Here is a 26,456-nt window from a genome sequence, read left to right on the forward strand (position 1 = left end):
TATATTAAAAATTATAACCGTATAAAAATACATTTAAAGGTGTTTTAAATGATTTTAAATAAATTTCTTTTTCATTTATACGTTTAAAATTTTGACTATCATAAAACTTGTAGTTGCATCTGGTATCTGTATATAAATATAAAGATTTTACATCCATGTTTTTCATATAATTAAATAAATGACCGATTAAAGACTTACCAATACCTAAACCTCTACACTTTTTTGATACAATAAACAATTGTATACAACCTTGGAAATTATTCTCCCTTTCTTTTATAAGTTCTTTATACGTATCTGTAATTTTTGAAAACTCCTTGAAAAGTTCTTTATTTTTATTATTATTTATAATTAAATCAATCTCATTCGGGTCAATATTTAAAATGTTGTTACAATTTTTAAAACGATTTTCATCTTTTTTTGCACTACCTAAAATAAATCCAACAACTTCATTATCTTTTTGAGCGACTTTACCAAATGAACTTTCCAAAAGACATTCTTTAAGATATCCTCCAAGTAATATATCTAAAAGTTTCTTATCTTTAACAAACTCATTAAAGCCAAATGCTTCACCTATAAACTCCTTCATAGTTTCATAATCTGTTTCTGTTAAGTTTCTATAAATTACTTTATCCATATTATACACTCCCTTTACATAAATAAATTTAGATTTAGTATTAAATTTTAAATACTTTATAATGATGATAAGATGTATTCTAAGGGGAGAGTCAATAAAGACAATAAGAAAAGTTAAGATGTTTAATTGATTTAATAATATTTTAAAGACAAAGATTGACAAAATATCACAAAATATATAATATTAAAAAATGATTATGCACAATAAATAGGAGGCTTAAATGATGAATTTTTGGGAGAAAGTATTTGACTCAATAAACGGATTAGCAGGGCAAAATTCAACATTAGATAGTATAATGATTTTTAGTTCAAGAAAAGTACCTTTAATATTAGCATTAATGGTAGTTATATTATATATTGTTGGAGTTGTAAAGAAAAATAAAAATGCAAGAGAGGTAGCTGTAAATACAGTGATATTTACAATATTAAATATGGTTTTATCAGCTATATTAGCTGGTATATGGTTTGCACCAAGACCTTTTGTAAACAATAGTTCAGCTAATTTATTATATCCTCATAAACCAAACTCATCTTTCCCAAGTGATCACTCATTAGCTAGTATGAGTATTGCATTAGGGTTAAATGTATATAGTAAAATACTTGGAGTTATATCTATATGTCTATCATTATTAATAGGATTTTCTAGAGTATATGTAGGACATCATTATCCAGAACACGTGGTAATATCATATGTAATAGTTATTATAACAAGTATTTTATATAATAAATTTTTAAGAAGAAAAATTAAAAATTTATATTTCAATATAGAAAAACGCACACCAATAGTAAAAGATATGGTTAAAGATAAAAAATAATATAAATTTATTATAAATATATGGAGTATCATTTAGATACTCCATTTTTTATTTGGAAGTAAATATAAAAAGAATTATATATATTTTTTTTGCAATTTAAAGAAAGTAAATAAAATATAAACTAAAATTATAATAAAGCCAATATAAAAAGGAGGTAGTTATGGAGATAATAATAAGACCAGTAAAGATAGAAGATTATCAGGATATAAGTGAAATAAGAAAAATGAAAGGTGTAAAAGAAAATACTTTAGCAATAAGTTCTGAAAGAATAGAAAAAATGAAAAAGATAACTGAAAACTTAGATATAAATAATCATATAATGGTTGCAGAGGTAATAGAAAATAATGATAAAAAAGTAGTAGGAGTAGCATCTTTAAATATAAATGCCTCTCCAAGAATAAGACACAGTGCAAGTATGGCAATAAGTATACATACAAAGTATCAGGGAAAAGGTATAGGAAAAAAATTAATGGAGGAACTAATAGACTTAGCAGATAATTGGCTTATGTTAGTAAGATTAGAATTAGGGGTATATAAAGATAATGAAAAAGCTATTAAATTATATGAATCCCTAGGTTTTGAAAAAGAGGGAGTTAAAAAATACTCAGCAATAAAAAATGGAGAATATGTAGATGAAATAATAATGAGAAGATATAATAAAAATTTAATTAATTAATTAATATATATATAACTTTTAGGAGGAATTATATGGAGCACAGATTGAGTCTTCTAACAAATAATTATGAATCATTAGAAAATATAAAGACAAAACCATGGATTAAATTAATACTACATGAATGTGCACTTAAATATACACTAAAAGATAAATATATAAATTCTAATAAAGTAAATGAATGTATAGACCTTATAAGAGAAAGTACTTCAATTTTTTCAGATTTTAGGGGTAATAGCTCTATAAATACAGCAGTAATAATATCTTTTCAATCAGACTTTAAAGAAAGCTTAGAAGAAATACTTAAAATTCATAAAAAACTAAAAAAAAATAAATTTTATTCAGGAGATTCTTTGGCACTAATTTCAAATATAATTTTTGAAAATAAAAATAAAATAAACATTGATGAATGTATAGAAAAAACAAAATATACATATGAATTCATGAGAAAAAGTCATCCATTTTTAGTATCTATAGATGACTATATTAATGCTTGTGCAATAGCTATTAACTTACAAGATATGTATGAAGAATTAATTAACATGGAAGAGGCATATGTTTATTTAAGTAAAAATGGATTTTATAAAAATAATGCACTAAAAAATTTATCTCAGGTATTTTCATTGACTCGGAAAAAAGAACTTTGGGGAAATTGCATATATATAAAAAAAGAATTAGAAAAAAATAATTGTAAATTTCATAAATTTGGATATCCATTGATTGGAGTTATGTCATTTTTAGAAATAAAAAATATAAAAGGTATAATAGAAGAAATAAAAAATATATCAGATAAATTAAAAATATATAGAGGATATGGAAGGTTTGCATTAGATGAAAATTATAGAAATTTTATATCAGCATTTTTAGCAATCCAAAATTTCATATCTAATATAGATAACCATAGTTTTTTAATAAATAAAACGCTTGATGATATAAATAAGGCTATGAATATAGCTACAATGACAGTAACTTCAAGTTCAATAATTTTAAATAACCTATAAATTTAATTTATAAATATAAAAAATGGAGTTAAGTAAAAATTTACTTAACTCTATTTTTTATTTAACCATTATTAAGTTTTAGAATTGTATACAAAAATAAATTAGTTTGATAATCTAAATATATGCGTTAAAGTATAAAAGATTATTTTAAAAGACAATAATAAATATGATATAATAAAGTTTACGAAAAACTGGAATTTTAAAAGGAGCGTGTACATAAATGAAATGGGCAGAAATTACAATAAAAACAACAACTGAAGCAGTTGAAGCTATAACTAATATATTATATGAGCAAAATGTAGGAGGAGTTTCTATAGAAGATCCTAAAGATTTCAAATTCCAAAAGAAAAATGAATATGATTGGGATTTCGTTGAAGAAGAAATATTTAATAGTGGATATGATGGAGTTATAATAAAAACTTATATAACAGAAGAAAGAGACGTTACGGATGATATTAAATTAATAAAAGAAAAGATAGACGGTCTTAAAGAATTCGGAATAGATGTAGGAGAAGCTATAGTAGAACTTTCTCAAGTAGATGAAGAAGATTGGGCTAATGAGTGGAAAAATTACTATAAGCCAACTAAAATAGGTGAAAAAATAGTAGTAAAACCAACTTGGGAAGAATATGAAGAAGATGAATCTGACTTAATAATAGAACTAGACCCAGGTATGGCTTTTGGAACAGGAACTCACGAAACTACAAGTATGTGTATAAGAGAGTTAGAAAAATACGTTAAGCCAGAATCAAACGTATTTGATATAGGATGCGGAAGTGGGATACTTGCAATAGCAGCAGCAAAACTTGGAGCTAAAGATGTATTAGCAGTTGACTTAGATGAAGTAGCTGTAAAAGTATCTAAAGAAAACATAGAGTTAAATAAAGTAGAAGGTAGTGTAACTGCACTTCACGGAAACTTAATGGAAGTTGTAACTGATAAAGCTGATATAGTAGTAGCAAACATTATAGCAGATATAATAAAGATATTAGCTAAAGATATAAAACAATTCATGAAAGATGATGCAGTATTTATATCTTCAGGAATAATACACGCTAAAGTAGATGAAGTTAAACAAGCTTTAACTGAAAATGGACTTGAAATAGTACATGTAGAATCTTTAGGTGAGTGGAATGCTATAGTATCTAAAATAGCAAAGTAGGTGAAATTCATGGATAGATTTTTTGTAGAAAAGAAAAATGTAAACCTTGAAAACAACACATGTATCATAGAAGGAGAAGATGTAAAACATATTTCTAAAGTTTTAAGATGTAGAGTTGGTGAAGAATTAGAAATATGTGATAATGACAACAATGAATATATATGTGAAATAACTAATATAGATAAATCTCAAGTTGATCTTAACATATTAAAACGTGTTGATATAAAAAGAGAATCAGATTTAAAAATAAAAGTATATCAAGGTCTTCCAAAAGGTCCTAAAATGGAAATGATACTTCAAAAGTTGACTGAAGTTGGAGTTGATGAAATAATATTAGTTCAAACTAAAAGAACTGTTGTTAAAGTAGATGACAAAAAAGAAGATAAGAAAATCGAAAGATGGGAAAGAATAATCTATGAAGCTGCTAAGCAAAGTAAGCGTGGAAAAATTCCTAAACTAAGAGGAGTTTTAAGCTTTAAAGAAGCTTTAGCTGATATGAAAGAAAATGACTTTAACATAGCTCCATATGAAAATGAAAAAACAAAAACGATAAAACAAGCCATAAAAGGCAAAGACATAAATAATATAGGTATTTTCGTAGGACCAGAAGGTGGATTTGAAGATACTGAAATTAATGCTATAGAAGAAATAGGTGGACAATCAGTTTCTCTTGGCCCAAGAATATTAAGAACTGAAACAGCATCACTTGTAGCTTCATCTATAGTATTGTATGAATTAAGCGACTTAGGAGGAGGCGAGTAAAGTGAAAAAGGTAGCTTTTTATACTTTAGGATGTAAAGTAAATCAATATGAAACAGAAGCTATGCTTGAGATGTTTAAAAAAGATGGATACACTCAAGTAGATAGCGAAGAGTTTGCTGATGTTTATGTTATAAACACTTGTACAGTAACTCATATGAGTGATAGAAAATCACGTCAATATATAAGAAGAATGAAAAAGAAAAATCCAGAAGCAATAATAGCAGTTGTTGGATGTTATTCTCAAGTTTCACCAGAAGAAATACTTGAAATAGAAGAAGTAAACTTAGTTATGGGTACTAACGAAAGAAGACAAATAGTTGAAGAAATTAAAAAACTTGATGCTTCTAAAAAAGCTAGTACAGTTGATGATATAATGAAAGTTAGAGCTTTTGAAGAAATAGAAATAAATCAAACTAATGGAAGAACTAGAGCATTTATGAAAATACAAGATGGATGCGATAGATTCTGTTCTTACTGTATAATACCTTATGCTAGAGGTGGTAAAGTAAGAAGTAGAGATTTAGAAAGTGTAGTAAATGAAGCGAATAAATTAGTTGATAATGGATATACAGAAATAGTTCTAACAGGTATACACGTTGCATCTTACGGAAAAGATGTAACTGATGCAGAAATTAATTTATTAAGTGTTATAAAAGCTATAAATGAAATAGAAGGTGTTAAAAGAATAAGATTAAGTTCAGTTGAACCACTTCTTATGACTGATGAATTTATAGATACAGTTTCTAAAATGCCAAAAGTATGTCCACATTTTCACCTATCACTTCAAAGTGGATGTGATGAAACACTAAAGAGAATGAATAGAAGATATACGACTAAAGAGTATAAGGAAATAGTTAATAAATTAAGAGAAAAAATGCCTAATGTGGCAATAACTACAGATGTAATAGTAGGATTCCCTGGAGAAACTAATGATGAGTTTAATCAAACTTATAAGTTTTTAAGTGATGTTGAACTTTCACAAATGCATATATTTAAGTATTCACCAAGAAAAGGAACTCCAGCTGCTACTATGGAAAATCAAATAGATCCACAAATGAAGCATTTAAGAAGTGACAAATTAATAGCTTTAAATAAGAAAAACTTTAATAAGTTTGCAACTAAGTTTATAGGTGAAGAATTTGAAGTTTTATTTGAACAAAACATAGGAGATAACAAATACGAAGGATTAACTCCTAACTATATAAGAGTAGTAGTTGAAAGTGATAAAGATATACAAGGTAAAATACTAAATACTAAGATATCTGATGTAAAAGATGAATACGTAGAAGGAATTTTAGTATAATATGTAGAAATAAATAATATAACAGATGGGAGGTGTAAGTATGAGTTGTATATTTTGTAAAATAATAAATGGAGAAATACCATCAAATAAAGTTTATGAAGATGATAAAGTCTTAGCTTTTAATGATATAAATCCAGTTGCACCGTTTCATGTTTTAGTTATACCTAAAAAACATTATGAATCTATATTAGATATAAATGATAATGATATGGAAATAATTGCACACATTCATAAAGTTATTAATAAATTAGTAAAAGAAAACGGATATGACAAAACTGGATTTAGAATAATAAATAACTGTGGAAATGATGGATGCCAAGAAGTTAAGCATATTCATTACCATGTATTAGCTGGAAAGAAACTAGATTGGTACGACGCTTGTAAATAAGTTTGTATAAATTAAAAATTTACCCGTATTATTCATAAAAATACTTGAAAAATAAAAAAAATTAGTTTATAATAAACAAAGTGTGAGGTTGTAATGCATATTATGCAGATATAATCGAGTTACAGTCCCAGCATAATTTGCGCTATCGGAGGGAGGGAAAAAGAATGTCAGAAGTAAGAGTAAGAGAAAACGAAACATTAGACAGCGCTTTAAGAAGATTTAAGCGTTCATGTGCTATGTCTGGCATAATGTCTGAAGTAAGAAAAAGAGAACACTATGATAAGCCAAGCGTAAGACGTAAGAAAAAAGCTGAAGCTGCAAGAAGAAAAAACGCTAAGAAATAATTTTTGTAGATAAGAGGTGAAGGGATATGTCCCTTAAAGCAAAGTTGCAAGAAGACTTAAAACTTGCTATGAAAAACAAAGATACAGTTAAAAAATCTGTTGTTACTTTAATAAGAGCTGCAATCAAACAGCAAGAAGTTGATACTAGAGTAGAACTTGATGATGACGCTATTATAGACGTAATAACAAAGCAGTTAAAGCAACGTAGAGATGCTATGACTGAATTTGCTAAAGCATCAAGAGATGACTTAGTTCAAGAAGCTGAAGCTGAGATTGAAGTATTAATGGAATACCTACCTCAACAGCTGAGCAAAGAAGAATTAAATGAGATAGTTAAAGAAACTATATCTGAAGTAGGAGCTACTTCTATGAAGGATATGGGAAAAATCATGGCAGCTATAAAACCTAAAACAAAAGGTAGAGCTGACGGAAAAATGATAAATGAGTTAGTTAAATCTAACTTACAATAGATTAAAAAGCCTAGAGCAAAAGCTCTAGGCTTTTTGCTTTGTCCAAAAAAATAGTAATAACTTTAAATATTTATACATATTTATAAATTAAGTATAGATAAGGAAAGGGTGAATTCATTGATTATATCTACAAAAGATATAAAAAAATTTATAATAAGTGTTTTGATACCAATTGTAATAGGTTTTTCAAGCAATTTTATATCAGAAATTATAAGCAAAACAGATACAAATTTTCAGTACTTAGAGTTAATAAAGCCAGGATTTTTCCCTCCTCCATACATATTTCCTATAATATGGACTATTTTGTATATACTTATGGGAATATCAGCATATTTAGTTTCTAAAAAAGATTTAAATTCTCTTAAAGTTAGAGATGCTATGTTTTATTACTATTTGCAATTAGGATTAAATTTTATATGGTCCATATTATTCTTTGGGCTAGAACTTAGACTTACATCTTTGGTTGTTATAGGGATTATGATAGTAGTTGTTACAGTAATGATAATTAAATTTACTAAAGTTGATAAAAGAGCGGCTTATTTAAATCTATTATATTTAGCTTGGTTATTTTATGCTTTCTTTTTAAATTATGTTATATGGTCAATAAATAGATAAAAAATAAAAGCCAACTTGGCTTTATTTTTTATTAAATAAAAAGTCCCCAAATTTATATTTGGTACATAGTATTATATATAGTTTACTTGTCAATACAAGTAATTAAAATTATGAATGTACATAGAATATATTAAGGGGGTATTGGTATGATAGAAGTTCCAACTGATTTACAAGTAAATCAGCCAAGTGTTACTATATTGAGCAATTCATTTATAAGTATAGAAAACTATAAGTCTATTCTTGAATATGATATAAACTTAATTAAAATAAAAACTAAAACAAATACTATAAAAGTAAGTGGAGATAAAATGTATCTAAAGTATATTACAGATACAGAAATAGGAATAAAAGGGATTATATATAGTGTAGAATACACTACATAAGGGGGAGTTACTTTTGATAAGTTATATTAGGGGATACTATGTGATAACTGTAGAGGGTATAAATACTGAAAAGTTTTTAAATACCCTTATAAGAAACAAAGTAAATATATATGAAGTTAAGCGTATAACAAATACTAAAATTGAACTTAAAGTGGATAAAAAAGATATTAAAGCTTTTAAAAATATATATAGAAATAGTAAATTTGATATTAAGGTAAAGCAAAAGATGGGATTACCTTTTTTAGCTAAAAGAATATATAAATATAAGGGAATGTGGATTTGTGCCATAATTTCCTTATTAATTTTAATGAGTACATCAATGTTTGTAACAGATGTTTATATACAGGCACCAGAAGGTATAGATAAGGTACTTGTAAGAAAGGAATTAGAAAAAGCAGGTGTTAAACCTGGAGTTTATAAAAAAAACATAGATAGAAAACAAGTAAGAGATATAGTTATGGGAAAGTTCAATGATATAGCATATGTTTCTATAAATGTAAAAGGTACTAATATATTTGTTACAGTTACTAAAAAAGATGAGTCTTTAGAAGAGAAAAAAGAAACTAATTATTGTAATATAATTGCGAAGAAAAATGGTATAATAGATAAAGTAATACCAAGAAGTGGAAATCAAGTAGTTAATGTTGGAGATATAGTAAGAGAAGGTGATGTATTAGTTTCTGGAGCTAATACAAAGTCTATCCCAGAAGTTTGGGCTGTTACTTTTTACGAATCTAAGCAAAATGCAAGTTACATAGATAAGGTAAAAGTAAAAACTGGAAACAAAAAAACTGTATATACTTTTAGATTTTATGATAAAAAATATACATTAAGACGAAATATAGATTATAAAAACTATGAAATAGAAAATAAAGATTATGAATTGAAAATTGGAGATTATACTTTCCCATTAAAAATACAAGCTAGCACTTTTCATGAAGTTAACATAAAAGAAGTAAAAAGAGATAAAAATAAAGTTAAAAAAGATTTAGAAAAAAAAGCTCTTAAAGATTTAGAATACAACATGCCAGTTGATACTAGAATAAAAGATGTAGAGCATCAGCATAAAGTGAAAAATGGTAAACTTGAATACATATTAACTGTTAAAACTTTAGAAAATATAGCTAAAGTACATTCCTTAAGTAAATCAGAAGCAGAGGAATTAATAAGACAAGAAAATGAGAAAAAACAAAAAGAAGATGAAGCAATACCTTCAAATCCACAAAAAAGACCTATAAATGACATAAGAAATGAATTTGAGGATATAAATAAAGATAAGGACAATGAAAATAAAGATAAAAAGGAACCAGAAACAAGGGATAACTAAGGAGGACATAAATTGATAGTACAAAAGAGTTTTGAAATAACTGATGATAAATTTGAAAGAGAATTATTTGGAAACTTTGATGAAAATATACAAATCATAGAAAAAAGTTTAAATGTAGATGTTCTTTTAAGAGAAGGTAATATAGTTTTAATAGGGCAACCTAAAAATGTAGAAAAAACTATAGAATTTATAAATGAGCTATATAAGAATTTCAAAAAAGGTAAAACTCTAGATAAACAAAGCATCAATTATGCGATATCACTATTAATGGAAGGCAATAAAGAGCAAATAGAAGAACTAGAAGACACTATAGCAGTAACTAAAAAGGGAAGAGAAGTAAAACCAAAAACAATGGGTCAAAAGCACTATATAAATCTTATTAGAAACAATGATATAACTCTTGGTGTAGGACCTGCAGGTACTGGTAAAACTTATTTAGCTGTGGCTATGGCAGTTAGGGCTTTTAAAAAGGATGAAATAAGTAGAATAATACTAACAAGACCAGCTGTTGAAGCAGGAGAGAGCTTAGGGTTTTTACCAGGAGATTTAAAAGATAAAGTAGACCCATATTTAAGACCTTTATATGATGCATTATTTGATATGCTAGGAGATGAAAAGTGTGCTAAATATCTAGAAAGAGGTATAATAGAAGTTGCCCCATTGGCATTTATGAGAGGTAGAACTTTAGATAATGCTTTTATAATATTAGATGAAGCGCAAAATACAACTCCAGAACAAATGAAGATGTTTTTAACTAGACTTGGTTTTGGGTCAAAAGCTGTAGTTACAGGGGATTTAACACAAATCGATTTACCAAGTAAAACAAGAAGTGGTCTTATACAAGCTATGGATGTTTTAAAAGATGTAGATGGAGTTGGTATAAATAAGTTTACTGAAAAAGATGTTGTAAGACATGAATTAGTTCAAAGAATAATAAAAGCTTATGAAAAGTATGATGAAAAACAAGAAGAAAAAAAGATATCCAAAGAAGAAAGAAACAAAAGAAAGAAATAGGAGATGCATTATGGAAATTATATTAGACGACAGACAAGATAAAATAAAAGTAAGTGAAGACCTTTTAGAAAAAATACATGATATAATAGTAGAAACTCTACATTATGAAGGATATGATGATAATTATGAGGTGAGCTTATCTTTTGTTGACAATGAAGAAATACATGAGTTAAATAAAGAATTTAGAGGAGTAGATAGAGCTACAGATGTTTTATCTTTTCCACTTTTAACAGATGAATTTGATGTTGAAATAGAAGAAGAATCTTTAGGAGATATAGTAATATCTTTAGAAAGAGCATTAGAGCAAAGTGAAGAATATAATCATAGTTTTGAAAGAGAAGTATGCTTTTTAGTATGTCATAGTATGTTCCATTTATTAGGATATGACCATGATACAGAAGAAAATACTAAGGATATGAGAAAAAGAGAAGAGGATGTACTAAATAAGCTTAATATAACGAGGGAGTAAACTTATGGGGAAGAAAAAAGGTAAGCAAGGCATAATAGAAGCTTTTAATGCTGCTATTGCGGGAATATTATATACCTTTAAACATGAAAGAAACATGAAAATACATTACTTTGTAGCTGTATTAGTTCTTACTGCTAGTTTATTTTGTGACTTTAATAAATTTGAAATGATTCTTTTACTTTTTACAATAAGCTTAGTTGTAATATCTGAAATGTTTAATACAGCTATAGAGAAAACTGTGGATATGATAACTGATACTTATCATCCACTAGCAAAAATTGCAAAAGATGTTGCTGCAGGGGGAGTTTTAATAGCAAGTTTAAATGCATGTGTAGTAGGATATTTATTATTTGTGGATAAACTTGAAAGCCTAGGAAACACAGTATTTTTCACAATTAGAAAATCACCTATACATGTTACTTTAATATGTATAGTATTAGTTTTAATAGCTGTAGTTGTAGTTAAATCACTAACATCTACAGGAACACCTCTACAAGGTGGTATGCCAAGTGGGCACTCAGCGCTTGCTTTTGCACTTGCTACACTTGTAACATTTATGACAGAAAGAGTTGTAGCTTCAACTCTTGCATATTTAATGGCAATATTGGTTGCACAAAGCAGGATAGAAGGCAAAATACATACTTTTTGGGAGACTGTAGCAGGAGCTTTACTTGGAGTTTTAGTAGCTATGTTAGTTTTACAAATAGCTCAATATTAAAAAGTGGGAGATTTATTCCCACTTTTTTTAAAACTAAATAGAAATTTACTTTGTTCTTTTTTTCTATTTTGGTATAATGTAATATACTACTTGAAAATATTAAGGGATAAATACCTTACTGGGAGGTTAAATATATGAACAATAAACAATTATTAGAAATAGCAGAAAAAGCAAGAGAAAACTCTTATTCACCATACTCAAACTTTAAGGTAGGTGCGGCACTTTTAACTAAAAGTGGAAAAGTTTTTACAGGATGTAATGTAGAATGTGCATCTTTTTCAGGAACAAACTGTGCAGAAAGAACTGCACTATTTAAAGCTATATCTGAAGGACACAAAGATATAGAGGCTATAGCAATTGCTAGTATTAATTCAGAAAAAAATGAACCTACATATCCATGTGCAATATGTAGGCAAGTTATAATAGAGTTTGGACCAAATATAAGAATAATAACTGGATATTCAAAAGGAGATATACAGGAACATACTATCGCAGAATTAATTCCACATTATTTCTCAGGTAGTGACTTTAAATAAATTAAAAAGACAAAAGACAAGTTGAAAAGAGGAATTAAAATGTTTAAATCAGGATTTGTTAGTATAGTAGGGAGACCAAATGTTGGTAAATCTACTCTTATGAATAGTGTAGTAGGCGAAAAAATAGCAATAATGAGTGATAAGCCTCAAACTACAAGAAACACTATTCAAGCAGTTTACACAGATAAAGATTGTCAAATAGTATTTTTAGACACACCAGGTATACACAAGCCTAAAAATAAATTAGGTGAGTTTATGGTAAAATCAGCAACAGATGCATTTAAAAATGTAGATGTAGTTTTATATGTTGTTGATGAGTCTAAAAAAATTGGACCAGGAGATAGAATGATAATAGAAAGCTTAAGAGGTATAAAAACTCCTAAGATATTAGTATTAAATAAGATTGATATGTTAAATGAAGAAGAATTATTTGACTTAATAAAAATGTATGATGCTGAAAATATGTTTGATGAAATAGTTCCAATTTCAGCATTAAAAGGGAAAAATACAGATAGATTATTAAAAGTAATAGAAGGGTACTTAGAAGAAGGACCTCAATATTTCCCTGAGTATATGATTACAGATCAACCAGAAAGAGTATTAATATCTGAACTTATAAGAGAAAAAGTACTTCACTATGTACATGATGAAATACCTCATGGTGTTGCTGTAGAAATAGAAAGAATGAAAAAAAGACCAGATAAAGATATAATAGATATATCTGCAGTTATATATTGTGAAAGAGACTCACATAAGGGTATAATAATAGGTAAGAATGGAAGAAAATTAAAAGGTATAGGAAAGTCAGCCAGAGAAGAAATAGAATTATTATTAGGTTCTCAAATTAACCTTCAAATATGGGTTAAGGTTAAAGAAAACTGGAGAAACCTGCAAAGTTTTATAAATAACTTTGGTTATACTGATAAATAGTAAAAGGTGGGTTTTATGGATAGGAAAGACGAACATTCCAAGGAGCTATTAGATCAAGTTGAAGATTTAATAGACAATAATAAAATATTAGAGCTAAGAGAATTAATGGAAGAGTATCATAATAGGGATATTTTTGATATTCTAGAAAATTTAGATGAAGATAAGCAAATAAAATTATTTGAAATATTGCCAATAGACATGGCCGCATCAATCCTTGATGATGCTGATTCTGAATTTTTTAAGTATATTCTTTCAAAGCTAAATACAGAGCATAAAGCTAATATACTAGAAATGATGTCATTAGATGATATGGCTGATATATTAGCTGATTTAGAAGAAGATGAAAGAGAAGAAGTAATAAATCTTTTAAATCAAGAAGATGCCCAAGATGTTAAAGAACTTCTTATATATGAGGAAGAATCTGCTGGAGGTATAATGACTACAGGTTATATAGCTATAAATAAGCATATGACTGCAAAAGAAGCTATAAGCTATATGAGAGAAAATGCTATAGATGCAGAAACTATATACTATATATATGTAATAGACAACTTTGAAAAATTAGTTGGAGTATTATCTTTAAGAGAGCTTATAACTTCAAGGGATGATAGTATAATAGAAGACTTAATGAGTGAAAATATAATCTCTGTATATGTAGATGAAGATAGAGAAAAAGCTGTTAAATTAGTTTCTAAATACGATTTAATAGCAATACCTGTTGTAGGTAGAGATGATACTTTAAGAGGGATTATAACTGTTGATGATGTAATAGATGTCATAGAAGAAGAAGCTAGTGAAGATATGTATAAGTTTGCTGGAACATCTGAGCAAGAAAGAGATATAATAGAACAAAGTAATGTAGACCCTAAGGACCAAGTTATATCATCTTTTAAAGCTAGAATACCATGGCTTATAGTAACTTTATTAGGAGGTCTTTTAGCAACTTTAATACTATCAAGTTTTGATTATGTAATTGATTCAAAATATTTCCCTTTAATATATTTTGTACCTATAGTAACAGGTATGGGTGGAAATATAGGTACCCAAGTTTCCGCACTTACTGTTATGGCATTATCTAATAAACACTTGGATTTTAAAAATGTTTTATTAGAAGGACTGGTTGGTGTATTAACAGGAATAATTTGTAGTTTAATTTTAAGTATAACTACTTATGTTTTTGTCAAGGATATAAATATTGTTTTAATAGTTTCTTTATCACTTTTTATAAATATGATAATTGGAGCTATGTTAGGATCTTTTGTTCCTATGATATTAAAAAAAATGGATGCAGATCCATCGATAGTATCTGCTCCATTAATTGCTACAGCCCTTGATATAATTGGAATGATGATTTATTTTGTAATCACAACAATTATATTGGCAAAAATTGTCTAAAAACTTAATGCATTTTTTTCCCCCTTCTTACTAAAAATATAATATAAGCGTAAGAAGGGGGTTTTTAAAAATGAACAATTTATGTTGGGAAGTTTTTAAAAAGACAGGAAGTATAGAAGCATACCTATACATAAAAAATAAAACTAATATAAGTGAGATAAATGATAATATAAATAGGGAGATAGAAATCGACTATGATAATTGTAAACACCCAGGGGATAGTACTACGATCAGCGAGATATAAAGAAAGTGATTTAATACTAACTATATTTACAAGAAAGCTTGGGAAGATATCAGCTATAGCAAAAGGTGCTAAAAGAAATAAAAGTTCTTTGTTATCATCTTCCCAAGTTTTCTCTTATTCTAATTTTACCTTAAAAAAACAAGGAAATATGTATAGAGTAAGTCAAAGTGAAACTATTAAAAGCTTTTATGATATAGCTTATGATATAGATGCTTTTTCATATGCAACATATATAACAAGTTTAGTAGAAGGTTCTATATATGAAAATCAGACTAATAATAGGCTATTTGTACTATTAGCTCAAACTCTTTATTTATATACTCAAAAAGATATAGATAAAGAATTTGTAACAAAGGCATTTGAACTAAAATTTTTAGATTATGCAGGATTTAAACCTATTGTAAATAAATGTGTTAACTGCAACACCACTAATCTTAAAAACAGTGTATTTAATGTTGATGAAGGTGGTATACTATGTGAAAAGTGTAAAGAAAACCATGTATATAATTTTAAAATAGATAGTACAACCATAAAACTTATGGATTATGTATTTAGAAACGATATAATAACTTGTAGTAAAGCAAAAGTATCTAAATATATAGTAAATGAACTAGATAAAATTTTAAAAGTATATATTCAAATTTACATTGACAATGTAAATATAAAATCGTTACACTTATTTCAAGGAATAGAAAATAATAAGGGAGCTGATAATAATGACTGATATAACATTAGAAAAAATAGATCAAGTATTAGAAAGAGTTCCAAGTGCAAGTTACAAAGAAGCTAAAGAAGCTTTAGTAGTTACAGATGGAGATATATTAGATGCAATAATATATTTAGAACAAAATAAAAAATCTACTAAAGTAAAGACTAAAGCTAAAGAAAAAATGGAAAATGCTTTAGGCAAAGATGCAGAAGAAATGAAATGTCAATTAAAAGAAATGCTAAAAAGAAGTAATGTTATAAGAATAGTAGTTGAAAAAGATAACAAAACAATAATGAATATACCTTTAACAGTTGGAGTTGTTGGTTTAGCTTTAGGACCACTAGTTACATTAGTAGGACTTTCAGCAGCTGTAATAGGTAAATTTAATATAAAGGTTGAAAATGAAGAAGATAAAACGGTTGTTGATTTAGGAGAGCTAAACGAAGAAAAATTAAATATATTAAAAAATATGTTAACTAGTACTGCAAAGGAAGTTACTGATGTAGTTAAAGAAAAGAAAAAAGACGACAAAGATATAACAGAAGAATTAATAAAAGAAGAAGATGACAATGTAAATAAGTATTAAAAAGCATTGACATACACTAGCTTAAGAATATTGACAAATTTCAAGGATTTTGATATTCTAAAAGTTAGAAAATAACCATTTAATGGCCTTTCGTATAGCACGAAAGGCTTTGTTTTTAGTATAGGAGGGTATTCGTATGAATTTTCAAAATATGATACTAACATTACAAGATTATTGGGCTAAGCAAGGATGTATAATGATGCAACCTTACGACGTAGAAAAAGGTGCAGGAACAATGAACCCAAATACATTTCTTAGATCTTTAGGTCCAGAACCTTGGAAAGTATGTTATGTAGAACCGTCTAGAAGACCGGCAGATGGTAGATATGGTGAAAATCCTAACAGATTATATCAACATCACCAATTCCAAGTTATATTAAAGCCATCTCCAGATAATATACAAGAATTATACTTAGGAAGCTTAGAAGCTATAGGAATAGATACAAAAGCACATGATATAAGATTTGTTGAAGATAACTGGGAAGCAACAGCAGTTGGTGCCTGGGGACTTGGATGGGAAGTTTGGTTAGATGGAATGGAAATAACTCAATTTACTTACTTCCAACAAGTCGGTGGTATAGAGTGTGAACTTGAAACTGGAGAAATTACATATGGTTTAGAAAGATTAGCAATGTATCTTCAAGAGGTTGAAAGTGTATATGATTTAAAATGGAATGACGAAATTACATACGGAGAAGTATTCCAAAGAGCAGAATATGAAAACTCTGTATATGCATTTGAAGAGTGCGATGCAGATTTATTATTTAACTTATTCGATGTATATGAAAAAGAAGCATTAAAGCTTATGGAAAAAGGATTAATAACTCCAGCTTATGATTATGTGTTAAAATGTTCTCATACATTCAACACTTTAGATGCTAGAGGAGCAATAGGTGTAAGTCAAAGGGCTTCATTTATAAGTAGAGTAAGAAACATGGCTAGAACAGTAGCTAAAGCTTACGTTGAATTAAGAAAAGAAATGGGATATCCACTTTTAAAGGAAGGTGACAAGTAATGAGTAATTACCTTTTATTTGAAATAGGTGTTGAGGAATTACCAGCAAGATATGTAAACTCATCAATGGAACAATTAAAGACTAATGTTGTTAAAGCATTTAATGAAAATAGAATAACTTTTGATAATGTTAATGTATACTCTACACCAAGAAGACTAACTGTTATAGTAGAAAATATTTGTGAAAAACAATCAGATTTAGAAGAAGAATTAAAAGGTCCAGCTAAAAGAATAGCTGTTGATGCTGATGGAAACTTCACTAAACCTCTTTTAGGATTTATGAAAAGCAAAGGTATAAAGGAAGAAGATTTATACTTTAAACAAGCAGGAAAAGAAGAATATGCTTTTGGTAAAATAAAGCAAGAAGGAAAGCTAACTAGTGAAGTATTAAAAACTATACTTCCTGAAGTTATAAAATCTATGACATTCCCTAAAGCTATGCGTTGGGGTGGAAAGAACATGAGATTTATAAGACCTATAAGATGGATGGTTTGTATATTAAATGATTCATTACTTAACATAGAATTAGAAGGAATAGTATCATCAAATGTTACTAAAGGACATAGATTCTTAGGACAAAGTGAATTTGAAGTTAACACTTTAGATGAGTACTTAACTAAGTTACAAGAAAACTTTGTAATATTAAACCAAGATGAAAGAAAAGCACTTATAAAGAAACAATGTGAAGAAGTTGCAAAATCTTTAGGCGGAGAAATAGAATTTGATGAAGAATTACTTGAAGAAGTAACTCATTTAGTAGAATATCCAACAGCTTTCTATGGAGAGTTTGATGAAGATTATGCTAAACTTCCAAAAGAAGTTGTAATAACTCCTATGAAGCAACATCAAAGATATTTCCCTGTTTTAAAGGATGGAAAATTACTTCCAAACTTTATAGCTGTTAGAAATGGAGATAGCTATAAAATAGATAATGTAAAAAAAGGTAATGAAAAAGTTCTAGAAGCTAGACTTGCAGATGCATTATTCTTCTACAAAGAAGATACTAAGAAACCTTTAGAAGATTACATAGAAAAATTAAAAACTGTTGTATTCCAAGCTAAACTTGGAACAGTATACGATAAATCTTTAAGAATAGAAAAATTAGCAAATGACATAATAGATAGATTAAAATTACAAGATATAAAAGAAGATACACTTCGTGCAGCTAAGTTATGTAAAGCAGATTTAGTTACAGGTATGGTATTTGAATTTACAGAACTTCAAGGAGTAATGGGAAGAGAATATGCAAAAGTAAGTGGAGAAAATGAAAATGTAGCTGAAGCTATATTCGAACACTACTTACCAAGATTTGCAGGAGATATACTTCCAAAAACTAACCATGGAGTTATATTATCAATAGCAGATAAGTTAGACTCTATAGCAGGGTTCTTTGCAATAGGAATACAACCAACAGGATCTCAAGACCCTTATGCACTTAGACGTCAAGCATTAGGAATAATAAATATATTAATGGATAATAATCTAGATATAAGTTTAAGAGAACTTGTAGATTTAACTTTAGATAACTACTCATTTATAGAGTTTGACAAATCAGAAGTTGCAAATCAAATAATGGAATTTTTCAAAGATAGAATAAAGAATCTATTTAGAGACTTAGGAATAAGATATGACGTTATAGATGCTATATTAAGCTCTAATATAGATGATATAGCGGATATGTATGCTAGAGCTATAGCACTAAACTCATGGATAGATAAAGATGAGCTAGTTGAAATGTTAACAGCATTTAATAGAGTTGCAACTTTAGCTGAGAAAGCTGAAACTAATGTGGTTAACATAGGCTTAATGAGAGAAGAAGCTGAATTTAATTTATATCAACAATTCCAAGAAATACGTTCTAATGTTGAACATTTATTAGCTGATAAAGAATACACTAAAGCACTTGATGCATTTGCATCTTTAAGACCAGCAATAGATAATATGTTTGACTCTGTTATGATAATGGACAAGGACGAGGCTATAAAGAATAACAGATTAGCTATACTAAGACAAATATATGATACAATGTTAAATATTTGTGATTTATCTAAGATAGTATATAAGTAATCTGTTTAAATGACCGAGGGAATTTTTCCTCGGTTTTCATATCTTTATAAAAAGTTATATTTAATTTTATTTTTAAACTAAATATAAACTTCAACTTATTAAATTTAAGCAACATACCTATTTTAAGTCAATTATGGATAAAATATTTTAGGTATTTATTTATATAATCGAAATAAATTTAAATTTCTATATTTACATTATACTATAAAAAATATATAATATACTATATAAACAAAAAAGAATAAATAGTATATCACAAAGATAAGGAGTGTGATTATTATTCAACTTAATAATAGACAACTAAAGATAATTGATATAGTAAAAGATAACGAACCAATAACAAGCGAAAGTATAGCATCAATGCTTAATGTAACTAGAGCTACTTTAAGATCGGACTTAGCTATTCTTACAATGACAGGAGTACTAGATGCTAGACCAAAGGTTGGGTATTTTTATTCAGGTATAGATAAAGTCAACTTATTAGGAGATAAAATAAAGGAAAAAACTGTAGCGGATATAATGAGTATGCCTATAATGGTAAGACAAGATACTAATGTATACGATACTATAGTTAATATCTTCTTATCTGATGTAGGTAGTATATTTATAATAGATAACAAAGAAGAGCTATGTGGAATAGTATCAAGAAAAGATTTATTAAAAGCAACTATAGGTGGAGGAGATATAAATAAAATACCAGTAGGTATGATAATGACAAGAACACCTAATGTTGTAACAGTTAAAGCTGATGATACTGTTGTTTTAGCAGCAAAGAGAATAATAGAACATGAAGTAGATTCAATTCCAGTTGTAGAAGAAGTAAAAAAGGATAATGAAACAATAAATAAGGTTGTAGGTAGAATTTCTAAAACTAGTATAACAAAATTATTTCTAGAAATAGCAGATAATTAAGGAGGAGTACATGGAGAATTTAGTCATATATGTAATATCAGACTCAGTGGGGGAGACAGCTCAACAAGTTACTAAAGCTGCTATATCTCAATTTCAATTAGAGGATGACTATGAAATAAGAAGATTTCCTTATGTTGTAGAAGTTAATTTTTTAGAAGAAATATTAAAAAGTGCTAAAGAAGAAAATGCAATAGTTATATATACATTAGTAGAACAAGAACTTTTAGAGTTTACTGAACAATATTGTGAAAAGGAAAATTTAAGTTGTGTAGACTTAATGACTCCAATATTAAAACAAATAACTAATAAAATAGGTGTTAAACCAAAAAGAGAACCAGGTATTATAAGAAAATTAGATGAAAGCTACTTTAAAAGAGTTGAAGCTATAGAATTTGCTGTTAAGTATGACGATGGAAAAGATCAAAGAGGAATTTTACAAGCTGATGTAGTTTTATTAGGTATATCAAGAACATCTAAGACACCACTTAGTATGTATCTTGCAAATAAAAATATAAAGGTTGCAAATGTACCTTTAGTTCCAGAGATACCAATACCTAAAGAAGTATTTGAGATAAATCAAAAGAAAATAATAGGGCTTACTAATACTCCAGAAAAGTTAAATCAAATAAGACAAGAAAGATTAAAGTCTTTAGGATTATCAAGTAATGCAAATTATGCTAAGTTTGATAGAATACTTCAAGAGTTAGATTATTCTGATAAAGTAATGAAAAAAGTAGGTTGTCCAGTTATAGATGTTTCAAACAAGGCTATAGAAGAAACAGCAGGTATTATAATGGATATAATGAAAGAAAACGGACTTAAGATATTTAGGGACAGTGATAAATAATATTTTAGTGCACATCGAAAGTAAATTGATTTTTCGGTGTGTATTATAAATCTTATTTATTACAGTAAATTTTTATTAAAAATGTATAGTAAGATTTTATGAAAAGTTAATAGTTAGGGAAGCTTTTAATTAAGCATATATAATTAATATCTATTTGATATTAATTATATATTTTAGACACAACAAAGCTAATTACATTTGAATATAAATATAAATTACAAATTTATATTTATATCTAGAAAATTATATTTAGGAGGAGTTTTCCATGAGTAAGTTTGTTTATAGTTTTGGTGAGGGTTCAAAGGAAATGAAGAGTCTTTTAGGTGGTAAAGGTGCTAACTTAGCCGAGATGACTAAGATAGGCTTACCAGTGCCTCCAGGGTTTACTATTAGTACCGAAGCTTGTAATGATTATTACAAAAATAATGAAAATATAAGAGAAGATATAATAGTTCAAATAGAAGAAAAGTTAGTTCAATTAGAAAAATCTTTAAATAAAAAATTAGGATGTAATGAAAATCCTTTATTATTATCTGTACGTTCTGGGGCAGTTTTTTCGATGCCAGGAATGATGGATACTATATTAAACTTAGGATTAAATGATACATCTGTTAAGGCTTTAGCTAAAAACACTCAAAATGAAAGATTTGCTTATGATAGTTATAGAAGATTTATACAGATGTTTTCAGACGTTGCTATGGGAGTTCCAAAGTATAAGTTTGAAAATGCTTTAGATAGAATAAAAGAAGAAAAAAATTATAAATTTGATACAGATCTTACTAGTGAAGATTTAAAAGTTTTAGTTGAAGAGTATAAAAAAATATATAAAAAAGAACTAAGACAAAACTTCCCAGAAGATCCAAAAGAACAGCTAATGTTAGCAATAAAAGCAGTATTTAAATCTTGGAATAACCCAAGAGCTAATGTATATCGTAAATTAAATGATATACCTCATAACTTAGGAACTGCAGTTAATATACAATCTATGGTATTTGGTAATATGGGAGAAACTAGTGGTACAGGAGTTGCATTTACTAGAAACCCATCTACTGGAGAAAATAAATTATTTGGAGAATATTTAATAAATGCACAAGGTGAAGATGTTGTTGCAGGTATTAGAACTCCTCAAGATATAGAAACTTTAAAAGTAGTTATGCCAGCTATATATGATGAGTTTGTTAAGATAACTCATATACTTGAAAATCACTATAAAGATATGCAAGATATAGAATTTACAATTGAAAATGAAAAATTATATATTCTTCAAACAAGAAACGGAAAAAGAACTGCAAAAGCAGCTATAAATATTGCAGTTGAATTAGTTGAAGAAGGTATAATAGATGAGAAAGAAGCTATAATGAGAATTGAACCTAATCAATTAGATCAATTACTTCATCCAAACTTTGAAGAAAAATCTTTAAAAAATGCTAAGCTTATAGCAAAAGGACTACCAGCTTCTCCTGGTGCTAGTTGCGGTAAAGTATATTTTAATGCAAATGATGTTGTTAAAGCAGCAGAAAAAGGCGAAGAAGTTATACTTGTAAGATTAGAAACTTCACCAGAAGATATAGAAGGTATGGTTGTAGCACAAGGTATACTTACAGCTAGAGGTGGAATGACATCTCATGCAGCAGTTGTAGCCAGAGGTATGGGTAAATGTTGTGTAGCTGGATGTGGAGAAATAAAAGTTGATGAATACTATAAAGAGATAACTGTAGATAATTTAGTTATAAAAGAAGGAGATTATATATCTTTAGATGGTTCAACAGGATGTGTATATTTAGGAAAAGTAGAAAAAACTGATGTTGCACTTACTGGAAATTTTGAAACTCTTATGAACTGGGTTGATAAGTATAAAACTTTACAAGTTAGAACTAATGCAGATACTCCAAGAGATGCAAGTGTTGCTATAAAATTTGGAGCAGAAGGTATAGGACTTTGTAGAACTGAGCATATGTTCTTTGACGAAGATAGAATACCAGCAGTTAGAGAAATGATATTATCAAGAACATTAGAACAAAGATTAGTAGCTCTTGAAAAATTATTACCAATGCAAAGAGAAGACTTTACAGAAATATTTAAAGTTATGGACGGAAGAAGTGTTAACATAAGATTACTAGATCCACCACTACATGAGTTCTTACCACATGATGATGAAGCAATAGAAGCTTTAGCAAAAACTATGGGACTTGAAGTGAAAGAAATAAGAAAAAGAATAGTTGATTTACAAGAATTAAATCCAATGCTTGGACATAGAGGTTGTAGACTTGCTATAACTTATCCTGAAATAGCTATAATGCAAGCAAAAGCTATAATACAAGGTGCAATAGAAGCTAAACAAAGTGGTATAGAAGTTAATCCTGAAATAATGATACCTTTAGTTGGAGAAGTTAAGGAATTAAAAACTATAAAAGAAAATGTTATAGCTGCAATAGAAAAAGAACTAGAAAAATCAGGAGTTAAAGTGAACTACACAGTAGGAACTATGATAGAAGTTCCAAGAGCTTGTTTAACAGCTGATGAAATAGCTAGTGAAGCAGATTTCTTCAGTTTTGGTACAAACGACTTAACTCAAATGACATTTGGATATTCAAGAGATGATGCTAATAAATTCTTAGGTGAGTATGTGAATAGTGAAATATTAGAAAAAGACCCATTCCAAGTTTTAGATCAAAATGGAGTTGGTAAATTAGTTCAAATGGCTGCTAAATTAGGCAGAAGTGTTAAACCAAATCTTAAATTAGGTATATGTGGAGAACACGGAGGAGAACCGTCTTCTATAGAGTTTTGTTATAAAACAGGATTAAATTATGTATCTTGTTCACCATACAGAGTACCTATTGCTAGACTTGCAGCAGCTCAAGCAGTAATAAAAAATAAATAAAATTTATATAAAATAAAAGGAATTGGATTATCCAATTCCTTTTATTTGTTTAAAATTCATTTTAGAAACTTATAGCACAAATATGGTATTTACCATATTATATATTATTAAAATTTATATATAGTATATGGGGGGATAGTTGTGATTAAGTGTCCAAGATGTGGAAAAGAAGTTTCGAATAGGCCAGGAACTATTTGTCCAAGATGTGGTCTTGATGTAGGTAGGGTAACTGAAAAAGTAAGATGTCCAGAACCTAGTTGTAAAGCTTTAGTTTCTAAGAAGTTAGAATATTGTCCAAAGTGTGGATGTAAATTAAAAGGATATAACTTAAGTGAAATATTAAAGATAGCTAAGATGAGATTTAATGGTACTTTTTCTGATGAAGAATAAAAGGAGTTTTAAAAACTCCTTTTATTTTGCTTAAATTTAAAATATATGATTGTGTACAAATAGTAACAAATTTATCAATAAGGAATAAAATGTAATATAAGATTAAGTAGAAAATAATTTTAGGTATGTAAAACCAAGTAGGGGGTTTTTTAGTATGACAGAAAATATAGCTACAACAAGGTTAAAAGGGAGTGGTGTGGATATTATCAAGAAAAAAATAATACTTGCGCCACCAGATAAGGATGTAATTATAAAAATTACAGATAGAGATAATGAAATAATAATTGAAAATGCCGAAGTAGTTAAAAATGGAGATTATGCTATAGTAAAAGGATATTTAAATAAAAGCATAACTTATAATACAGCAAATAAAGAACAGTTAAAAAAATTAATAGGAAATCAAGCAGAAGATGCTAATTATAGACAATTGACGCCAAAGTTAGAATTAGTTGCAGCTGATGGAGTTGTAAGACACACAACAACATGGATTCCATTTGAAATATTAGTTTTTGTAAAAGGAGCTAGTGAAGACGATAAGGTAATTATTGAAAATAAATCTATAAAATCTTTATATGATAATGATGAAGAAGTTAAAGATAAATCTATAACAGGAATATTAGTACAGGATATAATCAATATAGATGTAACTGTAATAAAACAGGGGGATAATTAATTATGGCCAAGAATTTTGAAGTTACAGTAAAAAGAAAACAGGAACAAAATGATTATATTGAAGAGGTACTATCACAAACAGGTATAGGAAATGAATTAGTTATAGATGAAGAATCAAAAGATAGGATAATGGATAAAATACGTAGTATATCAAATGAGGAAAATGAAATAGAGAATTTTGAAGAAAAAATAGAAGAAAATGAAATTAATAAAAAAGAAGAGGGTATAAAAGAAATTGAAACTATAGAAGAAGAAAAAGAAGAACATACTGAAGGTGTAGAAGAAATAAATGAGGAAAGTATAGAAAAAATTGAAACTATAAAAGAAGTAGAAAATAGTGAGGTTAGGGAAGAAGAAAATATAGCTAAAATTGAAGCTAAAGAAGAATCAACGGAAAAAGAGATAGAATATATTGAAACTGTAGAAGAGAAAATTGAAATTAAAGAAGAAGTAAAAGAAGATGTAGGATATATTGAAGAATCAAAGGAAGAAAGTATAGAAGAAATTAGAAAAGAAGAGTCTAAAAATAATGAAGAAAAACTAGAAAACTTTGACAGAGATGAATTTCGTGGAAAATGCAGAGTATATAGAAGTAAAAAAATAAATATTGATAAACCTAAAGAAGATATAGTTGTTAAAGTAGGAAATATAGAGAGAAGTATGCATATAGAAAGTGTAGAAATGTTAAAAGATGGAGCTAATATTGTAACTATGGTTGTAGAAAATATAACTTATTATACATCTAAACCTTTATCAGATGAAATAGATAAAAAAGAGTATAAAAGAAATCAATCTATATGTAAATCCTATGAAAAGGAATGTGTATGTTTTGATGGAGATATTAGGAATACAACAGTTATAATACCATACTTAATTTATATAGATATAGCTGGGGCAACAGAAACTGACGATTATGAAATAGAGAGTGCATCATTAGATTGTATAAACACTAAATATGTATTAGATAATGGAGAAATTATTGATAATAATAACTCATTACTATCTAGTTATATAGAAAGCTTGGTACAAGAGTATGAAATAACTATAAGCATGGTAGTAAAGTAAAAATGATATAAAAAAGAGTATCTAATAAATTTAAAATGGATCCTATATAGTGGACACGAGAAAAAGCGTGTCTATCTATGTAAGATCTTTTTTTATAAAATATTAACTGAGGAGTGATTAAAATATGA

30 protein-coding genes are annotated in these 26,456 nt (G+C 27.7%); 29 read left to right on the forward strand and 1 reads right to left on the reverse strand.

All coding sequences use genetic code 11. From position 1 onward, the window contains the following. Positions 1–4: 4 nt before the first annotated feature. Positions 5–634 carry a GNAT family N-acetyltransferase gene (locus ABFX13_RS04085; protein ID WP_346042822.1) on the reverse strand — a complete coding sequence of 210 codons (630 nt, stop codon included), beginning with the start codon at positions 632–634 and terminating at the stop codon, positions 5–7. A gap of 220 nt (positions 635–854) precedes the next feature. Between ABFX13_RS04085 and ABFX13_RS04090 the strand changes: the two genes are divergently transcribed. The 29 genes from ABFX13_RS04090 to ABFX13_RS04230 all read left to right on the forward strand — a co-directional run bounded on the left by ABFX13_RS04090 (position 855) and on the right by ABFX13_RS04230 (position 26,328). Then, complete coding sequence (locus ABFX13_RS04090; RefSeq protein ID WP_346042825.1) at positions 855–1,448, forward strand: phosphatase PAP2 family protein; 594 nt, start codon at positions 855–857, stop codon at positions 1,446–1,448. A gap of 160 nt (positions 1,449–1,608) precedes the next feature. Further along, positions 1,609–2,124, forward strand: a complete 516-nt coding sequence (locus ABFX13_RS04095) for a GNAT family N-acetyltransferase (protein ID WP_346042827.1) — start codon at positions 1,609–1,611, stop codon at positions 2,122–2,124. A gap of 32 nt (positions 2,125–2,156) precedes the next feature. Beyond that, entirely contained in the window at positions 2,157–3,122 is a 966-nt protein-coding gene (locus tag ABFX13_RS04100; RefSeq protein WP_346042830.1) for a DUF4003 family protein, read from the forward strand. A gap of 220 nt (positions 3,123–3,342) precedes the next feature. After that, positions 3,343–4,284, forward strand: coding sequence for a 50S ribosomal protein L11 methyltransferase (gene prmA / locus ABFX13_RS04105; RefSeq protein ID WP_346042832.1), 942 nt, complete (start codon positions 3,343–3,345; stop codon positions 4,282–4,284). Positions 4,285–4,293: 9 nt separating this feature from the next. Further along, positions 4,294–5,046, forward strand: coding sequence for a 16S rRNA (uracil(1498)-N(3))-methyltransferase (locus tag ABFX13_RS04110; protein WP_346042835.1), 753 nt, complete (start codon positions 4,294–4,296; stop codon positions 5,044–5,046). Between the two features lies 1 nt (position 5,047). Next, positions 5,048–6,349, forward strand: a complete 1,302-nt coding sequence (gene mtaB / locus ABFX13_RS04115; RefSeq protein ID WP_346042838.1) for a tRNA (N(6)-L-threonylcarbamoyladenosine(37)-C(2))-methylthiotransferase MtaB — start codon at positions 5,048–5,050, stop codon at positions 6,347–6,349. A gap of 40 nt (positions 6,350–6,389) precedes the next feature. Continuing rightward, positions 6,390–6,737, forward strand: a complete 348-nt coding sequence (locus tag ABFX13_RS04120; protein ID WP_346042840.1) for a histidine triad nucleotide-binding protein — start codon at positions 6,390–6,392, stop codon at positions 6,735–6,737. A gap of 164 nt (positions 6,738–6,901) precedes the next feature. Further along, on the forward strand, positions 6,902–7,081 hold the full coding sequence (gene rpsU, locus ABFX13_RS04125) for a 30S ribosomal protein S21 (RefSeq protein ID WP_021125460.1): 180 nt from the start codon (positions 6,902–6,904) through the stop codon (positions 7,079–7,081). 26 nt (positions 7,082–7,107) lie between these two features. Further along, entirely contained in the window at positions 7,108–7,551 is a 444-nt protein-coding gene (locus ABFX13_RS04130; protein ID WP_187004800.1) for a GatB/YqeY domain-containing protein, read from the forward strand. 108 nt (positions 7,552–7,659) lie between these two features. Beyond that, a complete protein-coding gene (locus tag ABFX13_RS04135) occupies positions 7,660–8,166 on the forward strand; it encodes a TspO/MBR family protein (protein ID WP_346042848.1) in 507 nt (168 codons plus the stop codon). 146 nt (positions 8,167–8,312) lie between these two features. Continuing rightward, positions 8,313–8,549, forward strand: a complete 237-nt coding sequence (locus ABFX13_RS04140; protein WP_346042850.1) for a YabP/YqfC family sporulation protein — start codon at positions 8,313–8,315, stop codon at positions 8,547–8,549. A gap of 13 nt (positions 8,550–8,562) precedes the next feature. Then, positions 8,563–9,876: a sporulation protein YqfD gene (gene yqfD / locus ABFX13_RS04145; RefSeq protein ID WP_346042853.1), complete on the forward strand. Its 1,314-nt coding sequence runs from the start codon at positions 8,563–8,565 to the stop codon at positions 9,874–9,876. A 12-nt stretch (positions 9,877–9,888) separates the two neighbouring features. Continuing rightward, positions 9,889–10,890 (forward strand): PhoH family protein, encoded by a 1,002-nt coding sequence (locus ABFX13_RS04150; protein WP_346042855.1) that lies wholly within the window; start codon positions 9,889–9,891, stop codon positions 10,888–10,890. Between the two features lie 10 nt (positions 10,891–10,900). Then, positions 10,901–11,359 carry an rRNA maturation RNase YbeY gene (gene ybeY, locus ABFX13_RS04155; protein ID WP_147546377.1) on the forward strand — a complete coding sequence of 153 codons (459 nt, stop codon included), beginning with the start codon at positions 10,901–10,903 and terminating at the stop codon, positions 11,357–11,359. A gap of 4 nt (positions 11,360–11,363) precedes the next feature. Next, complete coding sequence (locus ABFX13_RS04160; RefSeq protein WP_346042862.1) at positions 11,364–12,077, forward strand: diacylglycerol kinase; 714 nt, start codon at positions 11,364–11,366, stop codon at positions 12,075–12,077. Positions 12,078–12,211: 134 nt separating this feature from the next. Further along, positions 12,212–12,613, forward strand: coding sequence for a cytidine deaminase (gene cdd / locus ABFX13_RS04165; RefSeq protein WP_346042864.1), 402 nt, complete (start codon positions 12,212–12,214; stop codon positions 12,611–12,613). A gap of 39 nt (positions 12,614–12,652) precedes the next feature. After that, complete coding sequence (era, locus tag ABFX13_RS04170; protein WP_346042867.1) at positions 12,653–13,543, forward strand: GTPase Era; 891 nt, start codon at positions 12,653–12,655, stop codon at positions 13,541–13,543. Between the two features lie 15 nt (positions 13,544–13,558). Next, positions 13,559–14,938: a magnesium transporter gene (mgtE, locus tag ABFX13_RS04175; RefSeq protein WP_346042869.1), complete on the forward strand. Its 1,380-nt coding sequence runs from the start codon at positions 13,559–13,561 to the stop codon at positions 14,936–14,938. 70 nt (positions 14,939–15,008) lie between these two features. Continuing rightward, the gene (locus ABFX13_RS04180; RefSeq protein WP_346042872.1) at positions 15,009–15,182 is read left to right on the forward strand and encodes a YqzL family protein; all 174 of its coding nucleotides are present in this window, start codon (positions 15,009–15,011) and stop codon (positions 15,180–15,182) included. Further along, positions 15,133–15,906, forward strand: coding sequence for a DNA repair protein RecO (recO, locus tag ABFX13_RS04185; protein ID WP_346042874.1), 774 nt, complete (start codon positions 15,133–15,135; stop codon positions 15,904–15,906). Before ABFX13_RS04180 ends, recO begins: the two co-directional genes overlap by 50 nt. Then, complete coding sequence (locus ABFX13_RS04190; RefSeq protein ID WP_346042876.1) at positions 15,899–16,477, forward strand: DUF4342 domain-containing protein; 579 nt, start codon at positions 15,899–15,901, stop codon at positions 16,475–16,477. The genes recO and ABFX13_RS04190 overlap by 8 nt, the downstream gene beginning before the upstream one ends. A 136-nt stretch (positions 16,478–16,613) precedes the next feature. Then, positions 16,614–17,492 (forward strand): glycine--tRNA ligase subunit alpha, encoded by an 879-nt coding sequence (gene glyQ / locus ABFX13_RS04195; protein WP_147546394.1) that lies wholly within the window; start codon positions 16,614–16,616, stop codon positions 17,490–17,492. Next, positions 17,492–19,558 (forward strand): glycine--tRNA ligase subunit beta, encoded by a 2,067-nt coding sequence (gene glyS / locus ABFX13_RS04200; protein WP_346042881.1) that lies wholly within the window; start codon positions 17,492–17,494, stop codon positions 19,556–19,558. Before glyQ ends, glyS begins: the two co-directional genes overlap by 1 nt. 270 nt (positions 19,559–19,828) lie before the next feature. Further along, complete coding sequence (gene ccpN, locus ABFX13_RS04205; RefSeq protein WP_270646406.1) at positions 19,829–20,470, forward strand: transcriptional regulator CcpN; 642 nt, start codon at positions 19,829–19,831, stop codon at positions 20,468–20,470. 10 nt (positions 20,471–20,480) lie between these two features. Further along, entirely contained in the window at positions 20,481–21,317 is an 837-nt protein-coding gene (locus tag ABFX13_RS04210; RefSeq protein WP_346042887.1) for a pyruvate, water dikinase regulatory protein, read from the forward strand. 265 nt (positions 21,318–21,582) lie between these two features. Then, positions 21,583–24,201 carry a pyruvate, phosphate dikinase gene (gene ppdK / locus ABFX13_RS04215; protein WP_346042889.1) on the forward strand — a complete coding sequence of 873 codons (2,619 nt, stop codon included), beginning with the start codon at positions 21,583–21,585 and terminating at the stop codon, positions 24,199–24,201. 141 nt (positions 24,202–24,342) lie between these two features. Continuing rightward, positions 24,343–24,591: a zinc ribbon domain-containing protein gene (locus ABFX13_RS04220; RefSeq protein WP_147546404.1), complete on the forward strand. Its 249-nt coding sequence runs from the start codon at positions 24,343–24,345 to the stop codon at positions 24,589–24,591. 154 nt (positions 24,592–24,745) lie between these two features. After that, a complete protein-coding gene (locus ABFX13_RS04225) occupies positions 24,746–25,264 on the forward strand; it encodes an SPOCS domain-containing protein (protein WP_346042892.1) in 519 nt (172 codons plus the stop codon). Positions 25,265–25,266: 2 nt separating this feature from the next. Further along, positions 25,267–26,328: a hypothetical protein gene (locus tag ABFX13_RS04230; RefSeq protein WP_346042894.1), complete on the forward strand. Its 1,062-nt coding sequence runs from the start codon at positions 25,267–25,269 to the stop codon at positions 26,326–26,328. Positions 26,329–26,456 lie beyond the last annotated feature (128 nt).

This window comes from Paraclostridium tenue (assembly GCF_039521565.1).
In the GTDB taxonomy this organism is placed as follows: Bacteria; Bacillota; Clostridia; order Peptostreptococcales; family Peptostreptococcaceae; genus Paraclostridium; species Paraclostridium tenue.

Coding starts and splice junctions, on each gene's coding strand:
- ABFX13_RS04085 (WP_346042822.1), bottom strand. CDS start 634: ATGGATAAAGTAATTTATAGAAACTTAACAGAAACAGATTATGAAACT.
- ABFX13_RS04090 (WP_346042825.1), top strand. CDS start 855: ATGATGAATTTTTGGGAGAAAGTATTTGACTCAATAAACGGATTAGCA.
- ABFX13_RS04095 (WP_346042827.1), top strand. CDS start 1,609: ATGGAGATAATAATAAGACCAGTAAAGATAGAAGATTATCAGGATATA.
- ABFX13_RS04100 (WP_346042830.1), top strand. CDS start 2,157: ATGGAGCACAGATTGAGTCTTCTAACAAATAATTATGAATCATTAGAA.
- prmA (WP_346042832.1), top strand. CDS start 3,343: ATGAAATGGGCAGAAATTACAATAAAAACAACAACTGAAGCAGTTGAA.
- ABFX13_RS04110 (WP_346042835.1), top strand. CDS start 4,294: ATGGATAGATTTTTTGTAGAAAAGAAAAATGTAAACCTTGAAAACAAC.
- ABFX13_RS04120 (WP_346042840.1), top strand. CDS start 6,390: ATGAGTTGTATATTTTGTAAAATAATAAATGGAGAAATACCATCAAAT.
- rpsU (WP_021125460.1), top strand. CDS start 6,902: ATGTCAGAAGTAAGAGTAAGAGAAAACGAAACATTAGACAGCGCTTTA.
- ABFX13_RS04130 (WP_187004800.1), top strand. CDS start 7,108: ATGTCCCTTAAAGCAAAGTTGCAAGAAGACTTAAAACTTGCTATGAAA.
- ABFX13_RS04140 (WP_346042850.1), top strand. CDS start 8,313: ATGATAGAAGTTCCAACTGATTTACAAGTAAATCAGCCAAGTGTTACT.
- ybeY (WP_147546377.1), top strand. CDS start 10,901: ATGGAAATTATATTAGACGACAGACAAGATAAAATAAAAGTAAGTGAA.
- ABFX13_RS04160 (WP_346042862.1), top strand. CDS start 11,364: ATGGGGAAGAAAAAAGGTAAGCAAGGCATAATAGAAGCTTTTAATGCT.
- cdd (WP_346042864.1), top strand. CDS start 12,212: ATGAACAATAAACAATTATTAGAAATAGCAGAAAAAGCAAGAGAAAAC.
- era (WP_346042867.1), top strand. CDS start 12,653: ATGTTTAAATCAGGATTTGTTAGTATAGTAGGGAGACCAAATGTTGGT.
- mgtE (WP_346042869.1), top strand. CDS start 13,559: ATGGATAGGAAAGACGAACATTCCAAGGAGCTATTAGATCAAGTTGAA.
- ABFX13_RS04180 (WP_346042872.1), top strand. CDS start 15,009: ATGAACAATTTATGTTGGGAAGTTTTTAAAAAGACAGGAAGTATAGAA.
- recO (WP_346042874.1), top strand. CDS start 15,133: ATGATAATTGTAAACACCCAGGGGATAGTACTACGATCAGCGAGATAT.
- ABFX13_RS04190 (WP_346042876.1), top strand. CDS start 15,899: ATGACTGATATAACATTAGAAAAAATAGATCAAGTATTAGAAAGAGTT.
- glyQ (WP_147546394.1), top strand. CDS start 16,614: ATGAATTTTCAAAATATGATACTAACATTACAAGATTATTGGGCTAAG.
- glyS (WP_346042881.1), top strand. CDS start 17,492: ATGAGTAATTACCTTTTATTTGAAATAGGTGTTGAGGAATTACCAGCA.
- ABFX13_RS04210 (WP_346042887.1), top strand. CDS start 20,481: ATGGAGAATTTAGTCATATATGTAATATCAGACTCAGTGGGGGAGACA.
- ppdK (WP_346042889.1), top strand. CDS start 21,583: ATGAGTAAGTTTGTTTATAGTTTTGGTGAGGGTTCAAAGGAAATGAAG.
- ABFX13_RS04225 (WP_346042892.1), top strand. CDS start 24,746: ATGACAGAAAATATAGCTACAACAAGGTTAAAAGGGAGTGGTGTGGAT.
- ABFX13_RS04230 (WP_346042894.1), top strand. CDS start 25,267: ATGGCCAAGAATTTTGAAGTTACAGTAAAAAGAAAACAGGAACAAAAT.